The sequence below is a fragment of the Pseudomonas sp. FeS53a genome, assembly GCF_000931385.1.
Classification (GTDB): Bacteria; Pseudomonadota; Gammaproteobacteria; order Pseudomonadales; family Pseudomonadaceae; genus Metapseudomonas; species Metapseudomonas otitidis.
This window is the reverse complement of the sequence record NZ_JYFT01000060.1, coordinates 177,281-191,079: the sequence shown is the minus strand read 5'-3', so window position 1 is coordinate 191,079 and position 13,799 is coordinate 177,281. Positions and strand designations below refer to the sequence as shown.

Sequence of the window (13,799 nt, the reverse complement as noted above, 5' to 3'; positions counted from 1 at the left end):
GCCCTGGTGCGGGCGCCTGGTGCCGGGAGGGCGGGGCGTGGTGCCCCGCCTGCCGGGTTACTTGCCGACGCTCACGCCGTAGAACGAGTTGAGGGCGAACGGGCTGATCTTGAAGTCCTGCACGTTCTTGCGCATCGGTTGGTAGACCGTGGAGTGGGCGATCGGGGTGATCGGCACCTGGTCCTTGAGGATGTGCTGGGCCTGCTTGTACAGCTCGGTGCGCTGGGCCTGGTCGGGGTTGGCCTTGGCCTGCTTGACCAGCTTGTCGTAGTCGGTGTTGCACCACTTGGAGAAGTTGTTGCCGTCGATGGCGTCGCAGCCATAGAGGGTGCCGAGCCAGTTGTCCGGGTCGCCGTTGTCGCCGCTCCAGCCGATCAGCATGGCGTCGTGCTCGCCGCCCTTGGCGCGCTTGATGTACTCGCCCCATTCGTAGGTGACGATGCGGGCCTTGATGCCGACCTTGGCCCAGTCGGCCTGGAGCATTTCGGCCATCAGCTTGGCGTTGGGGTTGTAGGGGCGCTGCACGGGCATGGCCCAGAGGGTGATCTCGGTGCCTTCAGCTACGCCGGCGGCCTTGAGCAGCTCCTTGGCCTTGTCGGGGTTGTAGCCGGCGTCCTTGATGGTCTCGTCGTAGGACCACTGGGTCGGCGGCATGCCGTTGACGGCGAGCTGGCCGGCACCCTGGTAGACGGCGTCGATGATGGCCTTCTTGTTCACCGCCATGTCCAGCGCCTGGCGCACTTCGAGCTTGTCGAAGGGCTTGTGGGTGACGTTGTAAGCGATGTAGCCGAGGTTGAAGCCCGGCTGGGACGGCATGTTGAGGTTGGTGTCCTTCTTCAGCGCCTCGAGGTCGGCGGGGCGGGGGAAGAGGGTGATCTGGCACTCGCCGGCCTTGAGCTTCTGCATGCGCACGGAGGCGTCGGTGTTGATGGCGAAGATCAGGTTGTCGATCTTCACGTCCCCGGGCTTCCAGTAGTCCTTGTTGCCGGCGAAGCGGATCTGCGCGTCCTTCTGGTAGCGCTTGAACACGAACGGGCCGGTGCCGATGGGCTTCTGGTTGAGGTCGGCGGCCTTGCCCTGCTTGAGCAGCTGGTCGGCGTACTCGGCGGACTGGATGGAGGCGAAGCTCATGGCGAGGTTCTGGATGAAGGCCGCGTCCACCTGGTTGAGGGTGAACTTGACGGTCATGTCGTCCAGCTTCTCGACCTTGGCGATGTTGGCGTCCATGCCCATGTCGGTGAAGTAGGGGAATTCGGTGGGGTAGGCCTTACGGAACGGGTGGTCCTTGTCGAGCATGCGCTGGAAGGTGAACAGCACGTCGTCGGCGTTGAAGGTGCGGGTGGGCTTGAAGTACTCGGTGGTGTGGAACTTCACGCCCGGGCGCAGGTGGAAGGTGTAGGTGAGGGCGTCGGGGGAGACGTCCCACTTCTCCGCCAGGCCGGGGATGACGGCGGTGCCGCCCCGCTCGAACTGGGTCAGGCGGTTGAAGACGGTCTCGGCGGCGGCGTCGAAGTCGGTGCCGGTGGTGTACTGGCCGGGGTCGAAGCCGGCGGGGCTGCCTTCGGAGCAGAACACCAGGTTCCCGGCGGCGCTGGCCAGCGGTGCGCCGGCGATCAGCCCGGCAGCGAGAAGCGCTTGGATGACGGCGTTTTTACGCATTTTGACCTCATGTCTTGTTGTGTTCTTCATCGTGAGGGGCGCCCTCGTAAGGCGCCTCGCCCGAAACTATGCATGGCACATGCCCGAGGCAAGCCATGGTGGGACATGAGTGTAGAAGCTGTGGCGATGCTGTAAGGCGGTGTCGCAATTCTGCAAGTTCGCGACCGTTCGCAGCCTGGGGCCACCCGTTCGTGCGGGTGGCCCGGGCCCCGTGTCAGGGCATCTGCACCTCGATGACGCCATCGGCGGTGACGTTGACGCGGCTGGTGCCGGCTTCGATCTCCGGTGCCGGGGCGTCTTCGGCCATCATCATGCTGGCCTTGGCGGCGCGCATGGCCATCATCGGGCGCGGCTGGAAGCCGTCGCTGTTGAGGTTGAGGCTCACCAGCTTGTAGCCGGAGCCGCCCAGGGCCTGGGTCGCCAGTTGGGCGCGGGCCTTGAAGGCGTCGACGGCATCCTTCAGCAGGGCATCTTCGTTCTTCTTGCGGGTGGCGTCGGCGATGCTGAAGTCCATGCCGGCCATCTTCAGGCTGCCCATCAGGTCGGCGCTGAGCTGGGACAGCGCGGCGAAGTCGGCGCTTTCCAGGCGCACTTCGGCGCGCTCGCGCCAGCGGGTGATCTTCTGGCCCTTGTCGTCGTAGACCGGGTAGCTGTTGCGGCTGCCGAGGCTGACGGTGATGCCCTTGGTGGCGCGGGCTTTTTCGACGGCAGCGTTGAGGGTGCGGGTGATCTCGGCGGCCAGCTTGGCCGGGTCGCTGTTCTCGGATTCGCTGAACAGGGTGACGTGCATCAGGTCATGGGCCACGTCCTGGCTGACCTCGGCACGCAGGGCCACCTGGTTGTAGCGCGCCTCGTCGGCCATGGCCGGGAGGCTGGCGAAGGCGGCGGTGGCCAGGGCGAGGGCGGCGGAGAGGCGGGTGATGGCTTGCATGTCGGCTCCTTGTGAGAGGCAGTGGGTGTGCGCGCGGTTTGCGGCAGTCAACAGGGTAGACGGGCGTTCCGTGCGGTCCGGGTTAAGACCGCAGGAATTTTTTTCGTTCGATCACGGCTTCCCGTTATCAGCCGCTCTGGCATGCAGGCTGCGCAGTCGCGCTGCCCATGAGCCACCGCCGCGCAACGATGCGGCGAGTTGACGCATATCAGCGGTGCGCCAGGCGCCTTGGTTATACTCCGCCGAATTCTTGGAGTGCCCATGCTCGAACCCTTACACCACCTGTCCGCCAGCCGGCAGAACCTCCTGCGTCTGACCCTCATCCGTGTGCTCGTACTGGCCGCCCAGGCCGGTTCGGTGGGCCTTGCCTACCGCGCGCAATTGCTGGAACTGCCCTGGCTGGAGCTGTCGGTGACCCTGGCGGTGTCGCTGGTGCTCTGTGTGAGCACCACCCTGCGCCTGCGCGGCCCGTGGCCGGTCACCGAGCTGGAGTATTCGGTGCAGCTGGCCTGCGACCTGGTCATCCACAGCGTGCTGCTCTATTACTCGGGCGGCTCCACCAACCCCTTCGTTTCCTATTACCTGGTGCCGCTGACCATCGCCGCCGCCACCTTGCCCTGGGTCTACACCCTGGTGTTGGCGGGGCTGGCGCTGGCGGCGTACACCCTGCTGCTGGTGTGGTTCCACCCGCTGGAGATGCCGGTGGAGCAGCGCGAGGCGATGCTGATCTACGGCATGTGGCTGAGCTTTGCCCTGGCAGCGGCACTGATCACCTTCTTCGCCGCCCGCATGACCGAGGAGCTGCGCCGCCAGGACCAGCTGCGCGCCGTGCGCCGCGAGGAAAGCATGCGTGACCAGCAGCTGCTGGCCGTGGCCACCCAGGCCGCCGGCGCCGCTCACGAGCTGGGCACCCCGCTGGCGACCATGAGCGTGCTGCTCAAGGAGCTGCGCCAGGAGTACGGCGACAAGCCGGCCCTGCAGGATGACCTGGCGCTGCTGCAGGAGCAGGTGAAGCTGTGCAAGGAAACCCTGCAGCAACTGGTGCGCGCCGCCGAGGCGGACCGCCGCCAGGCCGTGGTGGACCAGACCGCCGTGGAATGGCTGGAGGCGACCCTCAACCGCTGGCACCTGATGCGCCCGGAAGCCACCTACCGCTACCAGTGCCTGGGCGTTGGCCTGGCGCCGCGCCTGCGCCCGCCGGCCGACCTGACCCAGGCCCTGCTGAACCTGCTGAACAACGCTGCCGACGCCTGTCCGGAGAAACTCGACATTCGCCTGGACTGGGACCATCAATGGATGGTGCTGAGCATCCGCGACCAGGGCGCCGGCGTTCCCCTGGCCATCGCCGAGCAACTCGGCCGGCCCTTCTTCACCACCAAGGGCAAGGGATTCGGCCTCGGCCTGTTCCTCAGCCAGGCCAGCGTGACGCGCGCCGGTGGCACGGTGAAGCTGTACAACCACGAAGAGGGCGGTACCCTCACCGAGCTGCGCCTACCCCGCAGCCACGGTGTCGCCTGAGCCCACCACGAGAGGACTCGACATGAGCGAAGAACCCCTGATCGACGGCGAAGAACAGCCCCACCTGCTGCTGGTGGACGACGACGCCACCTTTACCCGCGTCATGGCCCGCGCCATGAGCCGCCGGGGCCTGCGCGTGTCGGTGGCCGGCTCGGCCGACGAGGGCCTGGCCCTGGCCAAGGACGACCTGCCGGACTACGCCGTGCTGGACCTGAAGATGGAAGGCGACTCCGGCCTGGTGCTGCTGCCCAAGCTGCTGGAGCTGGACCCGGACATGCGGGTGGTCATCCTCACCGGCTACTCCAGCATCGCCACCGCTGTGGAGGCCATCAAACGCGGCGCCACCAACTACCTGTGCAAGCCGGCTGACGCCGACGACGTGCTGACCGCGCTGCTGTCCCAGCAGGCCGATGTGGAAAGCCTGGTGCCGGAGAACCCCATGTCGGTGGACCGCCTGCAGTGGGAGCACATCCAGCGCGTGCTGGCCGAGCACGATGGCAACATCTCCGCCACCGCCCGCGCCCTGGGCATGCACCGCCGCACCCTGCAGCGCAAGCTGCAGAAGCGCCCGGTCCGTCGCTGAGGCCGTACGCGGCGCGCTCCGTAGCCCGGGCTTCAGCCCGGGAGCGGGCGACCAGCCCCGGACTGAAGTCCGGGCTACGCCTACGGCACCGCACCTGCAGGGGCGACTTCAGTCGCCAAGCGGCGCGCAGCGCCGCCGCCCCACAGGCACGGGTTCATCCGCGATCAGGCTTCCCCCCTCAAGCCAAGGGTCGCTCAGGACCCTCCGGTTTTTCTTCCCCTGAAAGCGTCCTGAAAGCCACTGGTGGCCGGGCCTTGGTATTCTTAGCCGCCTAACCAATCCCGCCCAGGCCCGTCATGTTCTCCGTCGTCCAGCAGATCCTCGGCATCACCGCCCCGGTGTTCTCCATGCTGTTCCTTGGCGTGTTACTGCGCCGCCTGGGCTGGATCGACGCTCCCTTCATCGACACCGCCTCCAGCCTGGTCTTCCGCGGCACCATGCCGACCCTGCTGTTCCTCGGCATCATCAAGGCGGACCTGAGCACCGCCCTGCAGCCCGCGCTCATCGCCTACTTCGTCGTGGCCACCCTGGGCTGCTTCGGCCTGGCCTGGCTCTGGGCCCTCTGGCGCTGCCCGGAGGCGGACCGGGGCATCTACACCCAGGGTGCGTTCCGTGGAAACAACGGCATCATCGGCCTCGCCCTGGCCACCAGCATGTACGGCGACTACGGCCTGTCGGTGGGCGGGTTGCTCGGGGGGGTGGTGATCCTCTGCTACAACACCCTGTCGTCCATCGTGCTGACGGTCTACGCACCGGGCATGCGCGCCGATCCCTGGAGCCTGATCAAGGGCGTGTTGAAGAATCCGCTGATCATCGGCGTGCTCGCCGCCATCCCCGTGGCCTACCTGCAACTGCCGCTGCCGGCCTGGCTGATCACCTCCGGCGAGTACTTCGCCCAGATGACCCTGCCGCTGGCGCTGATCTGCATCGGCGGCACCCTGTCGCTGGCGTCCCTGCGCGAGAGCGGCCGCCTGGCCATCAGCTCCAGCCTGATGAAGATGGTCTGGCTGCCGCTGCTGGCCACCGCCGGGGCCTGGGCCCTGGGGTTCCGCCAGGCTGAGCTGGCGATCCTCTTCCTCTACTTCGGCAGCCCCACGGCTGCCGCCAGCTTCGTCATGGCGCGGGCGGTGAACGGCAACCACGCGCTGGCCGCCTCCATCATCGTCATCACCACCCTGGCCGCCGTGGTGACCACCAACATCGGCCTGCTGAGCCTGCAGCTGCTCGGCCTGATCTAGGCCCGGTGCCCCGGCCTGCGGGGCCTTGGGCAAGCTGTATCAAAATGTGAGGCGCTTCCGACTCCTCGGTCCCGCGCGTTGCGTCTTGGCGTGGGGAGGGCTAGCATCGCGGCCTTTGCGCCATTAACGGATTAAACATGCGCGCCGTTTCGCTGCTCAGCCTGCTGCTCCTGGCCCCCCTTGTCTGGGCGGCCGAGCCGTCCGCGACGCTGGAGGGCCCCAGTGCTGGCTGGCGCTACGCCGGCCTGCTCGATCGCAGCGAAAACCCGGCGGTTGCCTACCCGACGCCGCCCATCGACCGGGGCGCACAGCGCAACCGCACCCTCATCGAAGGACGCCTGGCCAACATCGGCCACGTCCGCCCGCAGCACCGCCTGGTGGTCAACGGCAACCCACTGCCGCTCTACACCGATGACGCTGGACGTTTCGTCCGCCCGTACGCGTTCGGTGCCGGCTCCAACAGCGTCGAAGTGGTGTCTGGCGACGGCAAGTCGCTCAAGCGCGTGCAGTTCTACGAAGCCAACACCGGCCGCACCCCGGCGCGCCTGCGCGTGGTGCTCGGCTGGGACGATCCCAAGGCCGAACTCGACCTGCACATCGTCACCCCCGACGGCCAGCACGCCTTCTGGGCCGACCCGGTGATGAGCAACGGCGGCGGCCTGGACACCGACAGCGTCGACGGCCCCGGCCCGGAAATGTTCACCATGGCCGCGCCCCTGCACGGCACCTACCTGGTGTACGTGAACTACTGGGGCAACTACGGCGCCAATGGTTACAACTTCGAAGCCGGCAGCAACCAGAACGAGGTCATCACGTCGCAGATCAGCCTGGTGTTCAACGAGAACACCGTGAACGAGAAGCGTGAGTCCTTCGTCGTGCCCTTGCGGGCCATCGGTGAGCTGGTGCTCGTCAAATCCTTCAACTTCTGATGTCCCGCCGCGTGGATGAACCGGGGTTTTTCACCATGAACCAGAACACCACTCCTGAAAGCGCCCGCACTGCCCTGGCGCGTCACCCGCGCGCTCTGGCCCTCGGCCTGCTGCTGCCGCTGGCGGCCGCCGGCCTGCTGGGGGGCTGCGACAAGCAGGAGCCGCGCGACCTGGCCGAACAGAGCGCCCTGGGGCTGGACCTCAAGCGCCCTGACGCCCTGATCGAAAGCGCCTCCCTCAGCCGCCTGCCCAAGGACATCCTCGCGGTGCCGCTGCTGCGCGACACCCTCACCGAGGACTTCGTCTTCTACTACCAGGACAACGCCGACCGCCTCGGCCTGGCCGGCAGCCTGCGTCGCATCATCTACGAGCACGACCTCAAGCTGCAGGACTCGCTGATCGACGAACTGCTCGACCAGCCTGCCGAAGTCGCGGCCTGGCGGGGTGCCGACGGCAAGCTCAAACACGTGCTGGTGACCCTGCAGCGCGGCGGCCTGGCCCGCGTGCTGGAGCCCCTGGCCCACGCCGCCCTGGACGACACCCAGCTGAGCCAGGTGGGCGAGCTGCGGGTGGACGGCGACAGCGTGCCGCTCTACAGCCTGCGCTACCTGGGCGAGCGCTCGGTGCTGCTGGCCAGCCATGGCGACAAGCTGCTGGTGCTCTCCAGCCCCGGCATGCTGCTGGACGAATCCGGCAAGCTGGCCCGCGCCGAGACCGAGACGGTCGAAGGCCTGATGGCCGGCGATGATCCCTTCCCCGAGCGCTTCGGCCTCAAGGCCCGTGGCCAGGAGCAGCAGCGCATCGCCCTGGGCGGTGAATTCCTCGCCTTCGGCTACCAGCGCTTCCTGCCCAGCTTCGCCGGCCTGCGCTTCGAGATGGACGACAAGGGCTGGCGCAGCTACGTCGCCCTCAACGAGGTGGACGACCAGGCCAAGTTCGACTTCAAGCCCGTGTGGCAGGCCATGCCCATGGGCGCCAGCGCCTGCGTCGCGCTGCCCGTGGCGCCGGGCGTGAATGCCCGCCTGCTGGACCGCGTCGGTGCCGGCAAGGAGGTCACCGAACAGCTCGGCAAGCGCCTCGGCACCACCGCCGGCCTGTGCTGGTACGCCGACTCACGCCTGCATTCGCCGCTGCTGGTCGCCCACCTCGACGAGGCGGCCTCCGGCCAGATGGACCCGGCCATCGAAGGCCTGTTCGGCTCGGTGATCGGTGCCTTCGAACCCTATGCCGAAGGCGGCCGCTTCCCGCTGGAGAGCCAGACCCGTGGCGCCGCCCGCATCTGGGCCCGCGACGTCGGCTCCAACTTCGGCCAGTACCCCGCATCCCAGAGCGCCAACCCCGATGCCCTGGCCTCCCGTGGCTACTTCCACGTGAGCCTGGCGCGCCATGGCGACACCCTGCTGTTCTCCCTGGACGACAAGCTGGTGACCAAGGGCCTGGATACCCTCGACAAGCGCTTCCCGCCCCTGGGCGAGACCCTGCCCAAGGACGCCCTGGTGCCGGCCTACCTGGCCCCCGAAGGCCTGGCCAAGCTGCTGGAGCGGGAAACCCTCGACAGCCTGCCGAGCAACGACGAGCCGGTGTTCCGCAACGCCGCCGAAGCCCACCTGCTGCCCAAGCTGCGGGCCCTCGGTGGCCACGGCAAGTACGCCCTGGCACTGCCGGCCGACACCCAGGCCAGCGACCCGTGGGAATGGCTGCCCCTGGAATGGCGCTCCCTGTGATCCGTCGCCTGCCGTTCGGGCTGGCCGCGCTGCTGATGGCGTGGAGCCTGGTGCTGCGCGCCGACGAAACGGTGGGGCTCGACCCCGAGCAGTCTCAGGTGTTCCGCGCCTGGTTCGTGCGCATCGCCCAGGAGCAGCTGCGCCAGGGCCCGAGCCCGCGCTGGCACCAGCAGGATTGCGCCGGCCTGGTGCGCTTCGCTGCCAACGAGGCGCTCAAGGTCCACGACGCCAAGTGGCTGCGCGCCAATGGCCTGTCCAATCGCTACCTGCCGCCGGAGCTGGAGCTGAGCGACGCCCAGCGCCAGCTCGCGCAGAACTGGCAGCAGGGCGGTGGCAAGGTCGGCCCCTACGTCAACGCCATCAAACTCATTCAGCACAACAGCCGGTTCGCCGGCCGCGACCTCAACCAGGCCCGTCCCGGCGACCTGATCTTCTTCGACCAGGGTGATGACCAGCACCTGATGATCTGGATGGGGCGGGAAATCGCCTACCACACCGGCACCAGCACCCCGACCGATAACGGCATGCGCTCCGTCAGCCTGCAACAACTCATGAAATGGAAGGACACCCGATGGATCCCCGACGAATCCAACCCCAACTTTATCGGCATCTATCGACTGAACTTCCTCGCCCGATGAACGCCAGCCCCCTGCGCCGTGCGGCGCGCCTGTCAGCTGCCGCGCTGATGGCGCTGGTGCTGCCCCTGGCCCTGCCGGCGCTTACCCAGGCCGAGGACGAGGTGCCGGCCAGCGGCTACACGCCCCTGGCGGGCGAGTCTTTCTTCCTGCTCTCCGACAGCAGCTTCGCCACCGATGAAGTGGCCCAGGTGCGCCTGGAGGCTCCCGGCCGCGACTACCGTCGCTACCGGATGGAGGAGTACGGCGGCGTCGACATCCGCGTGTACCGCATCGAGAACCCCCTCGACTTCCTCAAGCGGCAGAAGAACCTGCACCGCGTGAGCACCGAGGGCGACTTCAAGGGCGAGGGCCTGTCCAACACCCTGGCCTACCTCTGGGACAACTGGTACCGCAAGTCGCGTCGGGTGATGCAGCGGGCCTTCTCCTACGAGTCGCGCAAGCAGGTCACCGAAGAAGCCCCCGAACTGAGCATGGGCGAGGCCATCCGCCAGCCCACCGAGTTCACCCCGCAGGTGCAGTACGCACCGCTCAAGGGCATGCCGATGGTGGCGCAGTTCCGCTACCCGCTGTGGCAGGCCAAGCCCATCGAACCGCCGAAGGGCGTCGAGCTGGCCGGCTCCTCCAGCCAGTTCACCAGCACCCAGCCGGGCAACGTCTACATCCCCCTCGGCAAGCTCAAGCCCGGCCTGTACCTGACCGAAGCCATCGTCGGCAAGTACCGCGCCACCACCGTGGTGTTCGTCTCCAACACCGTGGCCGTGAGCAAGATCGCCGGCGGTGAGCTGCTGGTGTGGACCGCCCGCAAGCACGAAGGCACGCCGGTGGCCGATGCCAAGGTGCTGTGGAGCGACGGCCTGGGCGTGATGACCAGCGGCACCACCGATGCCCAGGGCCTGCTGCGCCTCGGCCACGGCAGCCCCGAGCGCTCCTACGTGCTGGGCGAGGACGCCGAAGGCGGCGTGTTCGTCTCCGAGAACTTCTATTACGACAGCGAGATCTACGACACCAAGCTCTACGCCTTCACCGACCGCCCGCTGTACCGCCCGGGCGACTGGGTCGAGGTGAAGATCGTCGGCCGCGAATTCAAGAACGCCCGCGACTCGGTCGCCCCCACCGCCGCGCCGCTGAAACTCAGCGTGCTCGACGCCAACGGCACCGAGCTGCAGACCCTGGACCTGGCGCTGGACGGCCAGTCCGGCACCCAGAGTCGCTTCCAGCTGCCGCGCAACGCCGTGGCCGGTGGCTATGAACTGCGCTTCCGCTACCGCGACCAGATCTACAGCAGCGCCTTCCGCGTGGCCGAGTACATCAAGCCGCACTTCGAAGTGTCGCTGGACCTGGCCAAGCCGGACTTCCGCACCGGCGAACCGGTCAAGGGCGCCCTGGTGCTGCTCTACCCGGACGGCAAGCCGGTGGCCAACGCCCGCCTGCAACTGAGCCTGCGCGCCCAGCAGCTGTCGATGATCGACAACGAACTGCAGTACCTCGGGCAGTTCCCGGTGGAGCTGGAGAGCACCGAGCTCACCACCGACGCCCAGGGCCGTGCCGAACTCAACTTGCCGGCCGCCGAGAAGCCCAGCCGCTACCTGCTCACCGTGTTCGCCAGCGACGGCGCCGCCTACCGCGTGCGCACCAGCAAGGAGATCCTCATCGAGCGCGGCGCCGCCCGCTACGCCCTCACCGCGCCGCAGCGCTTCAGCAGCGCCGGTGAGTCGGTGCACTTCAGCTTCCGCAGCGAGCGCCCGAGCGACCTCAAGCCAGCCCGCTACGACTGGGTCCGCCTGGAAGACCAGAGCACCCAGGGTGGCACCCTGGCCGGCGGCAGCGACGGCTTCGACCTGAAGTTCGAGCGCCCCGGCACTTACAGCATCACCCTGAAGGACGACAAGGGCCTGATCCTCGGCGCCACCGGCCACTCGGTCAGCGGCGACGGCGTGAAGTCCGTGGCCGGCACCATCGAGATCGTCCTCGACAAGGCCGAGTACAAGGCCGGCGAGGAAGCCCTGGCGCTGATCACCTTCCCCGAGCCGGTGAGCGATGCCCTGCTGACCCTGGAGCGCGACAAGGTGGAAGCCACCGCACTGCTGTCCAAGGGCGGCGACTGGCTGAAGCTGGAGCGCCTCTCCGACACCCAGTACCGCGCGCGCATCCCGGTGGGCAAGACCTTCTCGCCCAACATCACCTTCTCCGCGCTGTACACCCGTGGCGGCGACTACAGCTTCCAGAACGCCGGCATCAAGGTGGCCACGCCGCAGATCGACATCGAGGTGGTGGCCGACAAGGAAGTGGCCCGCCCGGGTGACACCGTCACCGTCGAGCTGACCACCCGCTACGAAGGCAAGCCCACCGCCTCGCGCCTCACCGTCAGCGTGGTGGACGAGATGATCTACGCGCTGCAGCCGGAGATCGCCCCGGGCATCGACCAGTTCTTCTACCACCCGCGCCGCAACAACGTGCGCACCAGCGCCAGCCTCTCGTTCATCGCCTACGACCTGGCCCTGCCCGGCAGCGCCACCGCGCCCGGCCGCGCCAACCGCAGCGACCGTGGCGTGAAGGTGCTGGAGCGTCCGCGCCGCGAGGACGTGGACACCGCCGCCTGGCAGCCGGACCTGGTCACCGACGCCAACGGCAAGGTGCGCTTCAGCTTCCGCGTGCCGGACTCCCTGACCCGCTGGCGCATCACTGCACGGGCCATGAACGCCGATGGCCAGGTGGGCCAGAAGCGCCAGTTCGTGCGCTCCGAGAAGCCGCTGTACCTCAAGTGGAGCGGCCCCACCAGCTTCCGCAAGGGCGACCGCCCGACCCTCGGCCTGTTCGCCTTCAACCAGGGCGAAGCCGGTTCCAAGGCCGAGCTGGTGACCCGTTACGCCGGCCAGGAACAGCGCACCACGGTGGAACTGGCCAAGGGCATCAACTACCTGCCGCTGACGGTTCCGGCCGTGGCCGAAGGGGACTTCCACGCCGAACTGGTGCGTGACGGCCAGGCCGTCGATGCCCTCGACGTGGCCCTGCACCTGGCCGCCGACGGTTGGCCGAGTGCCCAGAGCAAGAGCCTGGTGGCCTACGCCGGCAAGACCGAGCTGGGCCTGCCGGCCGATGCCAGCGCCATCCGCCTGCGCCAGGACGACAACGGCCAGGCCCTGTTCCGTGGCGCCCTCGACGACCTGCTCGCCTACCCCTATGGCGGCGTCGAGCAGACCGCCAGCCGCCTGCTGCCGCTGGCCGTGGCCTACCCGACCCTGGCCCAGGGCGAGCGCCGCGTGAGCGACCGCCTGCGCCTGGTCATGCAGACCGGTCGCCTGCGCCTGGTGCAGATGGCCGGCCCGGAAGCGGTGTTCACCTGGTGGGGCGACGAGGCCGATGCCGACGCCTTCCTCACCGCCTACGCCTACTACGCCGACTGGTACACCAGCCGTGCCCTGGAGGTTCAACTGCCGCCGGACCACTGGCAGCGCGTGCTGGACACCTACGCCGCCCAGGCCCCCAACACCCCGCTGCTGCAGCGTGCCCTGGTGCTGGCCTTCGCCCGCGACATGGGCCTGCCGGTGAACACCCTGATGGAAGGCCTGATGGCCGACCTGGCCGCCGCCGGCGACGGCGAGAACGTGCCCGAGGTGGACGACGGCCGCGCCAGCCTGGTGATGGCCGCACCGGAGTCGTCCCTCGGCCTGGCGGCTGCCCGCGTGCTCACTGCCGGTCTCGCCCGTCAGCTGCAAGTCCGCGTGCCGGCAGCGCTGGACGCCCAGCTGGGTGCTGCCCGCGAGCGCCTGTCCGCCAGCCAGCAGCCCTTCGCCGAAGCCCTCGGCCTGTACCTCAATGGAGCCGACCCGGTGCGTGCGGCTGCCCTGCTCAAGCGCCTGGCGCCGGGGCAGTCCACCGTCGAGCGCGCCCTGGCCCTGACCTGGCTGCAGCGCAGCCTGGACAAGGCCGGCCCGGACCTGGCCATCGCCCCGCAAGGCGACTGGCAGGCCCGCGAAGGCGACAGCGGCGAACGCTACTGGCAGTGGCATGGCCAGGGTGTGCCCGCCACCCTCGACCTGCCGACCGACCTGGCCCACCCGGTGGACGTGCGCCTGGATTACCAGAGCGCCCAGGCTGCCGGCGCGGGTGCCGCACTGCCGGTGGAGATCAGCCGCCGCCTGCTGCGCCTGGTACCGGGCAGCGAGCCCTTCACCTTCAAGGCCGAAGAGGCCAAGCCCGGTGACATCTCCAGCGACGCCCTCTACCTGGACGAAGTGGTGCTGAGCGCCCAGGCCGGCCGCGCCCTGCGCTACGGCCTGCTGGAAGTGCCGCTGCCGCCCGGTGCCGATGTCGAGCGCACCACCTGGGGCATCCAGGTTTCCGGCCTGGAAGGCGAGGAAGCCTCCGCACTGGAGAAGGCCCGCAACGAGCCGGGGCAGATGGTCTACGCCGTCCCGGTGGATCGCCTGGAGGGTGCCCTGGTGCTGCGTCACCTGGTGCGCTTCTCGCAAAAAGGCGAGTTCCAGCTGCCGCCGGCGCGCTACGTCCGCCTCTACGCGCCGCAGGAGCAGGCGCTGGAGAGCGAACCGGCGCTGGGACAGATCAAGGTCGATTGAGA

General features: G+C 68.4%; 9 protein-coding genes. 7 read left to right on the top strand and 2 right to left on the bottom strand.

The window, feature by feature from the left end; genetic code table 11:
- Positions 1-57: 57 nt before the first annotated feature.
- On the bottom strand, positions 58-1,659 hold the full coding sequence (locus SZ55_RS18930; RefSeq protein ID WP_044409821.1) for an ABC transporter substrate-binding protein: 1,602 nt from the start codon (positions 1,657-1,659) through the stop codon (positions 58-60).
- A 214-nt stretch (positions 1,660-1,873) separates the two neighbouring features.
- Positions 1,874-2,590, bottom strand: coding sequence for an SIMPL domain-containing protein (locus SZ55_RS18925; protein WP_044409818.1), 717 nt, complete (start codon positions 2,588-2,590; stop codon positions 1,874-1,876).
- A 261-nt stretch (positions 2,591-2,851) separates the two neighbouring features.
- Between SZ55_RS18925 and SZ55_RS18920 the strand changes: the two genes are divergently transcribed.
- The 7 genes from SZ55_RS18920 (at position 2,852) to SZ55_RS18890 (ending at position 13,797) form a co-directional block, all read left to right on the top strand.
- Positions 2,852-4,108, top strand: a complete 1,257-nt coding sequence (locus tag SZ55_RS18920) for an ATP-binding protein (RefSeq protein WP_044409815.1) — start codon at positions 2,852-2,854, stop codon at positions 4,106-4,108.
- A gap of 22 nt (positions 4,109-4,130) precedes the next feature.
- Positions 4,131-4,691 carry a response regulator transcription factor gene (locus SZ55_RS18915; RefSeq protein ID WP_044409812.1) on the top strand — a complete coding sequence of 187 codons (561 nt, stop codon included), beginning with the start codon at positions 4,131-4,133 and terminating at the stop codon, positions 4,689-4,691.
- A 296-nt stretch (positions 4,692-4,987) separates the two neighbouring features.
- Entirely contained in the window at positions 4,988-5,929 is a 942-nt protein-coding gene (locus tag SZ55_RS18910; protein ID WP_044409809.1) for an AEC family transporter, read from the top strand.
- A gap of 137 nt (positions 5,930-6,066) precedes the next feature.
- Positions 6,067-6,858 (top strand): YfaP family protein, encoded by a 792-nt coding sequence (locus SZ55_RS18905; RefSeq protein WP_044409806.1) that lies wholly within the window; start codon positions 6,067-6,069, stop codon positions 6,856-6,858.
- A 35-nt stretch (positions 6,859-6,893) separates the two neighbouring features.
- Positions 6,894-8,582 (top strand): DUF2138 domain-containing protein, encoded by a 1,689-nt coding sequence (locus tag SZ55_RS18900; RefSeq protein ID WP_044409849.1) that lies wholly within the window; start codon positions 6,894-6,896, stop codon positions 8,580-8,582.
- Positions 8,582-9,220 carry a DUF1175 domain-containing protein gene (locus SZ55_RS18895; RefSeq protein WP_107329472.1) on the top strand — a complete coding sequence of 213 codons (639 nt, stop codon included), beginning with the start codon at positions 8,582-8,584 and terminating at the stop codon, positions 9,218-9,220. The genes SZ55_RS18900 and SZ55_RS18895 overlap by 1 nt, the downstream gene beginning before the upstream one ends.
- Complete coding sequence (locus SZ55_RS18890; RefSeq protein WP_082078283.1) at positions 9,217-13,797, top strand: alpha-2-macroglobulin family protein; 4,581 nt, start codon at positions 9,217-9,219, stop codon at positions 13,795-13,797. Before SZ55_RS18895 ends, SZ55_RS18890 begins: the two co-directional genes overlap by 4 nt.
- Positions 13,798-13,799 lie beyond the last annotated feature (2 nt).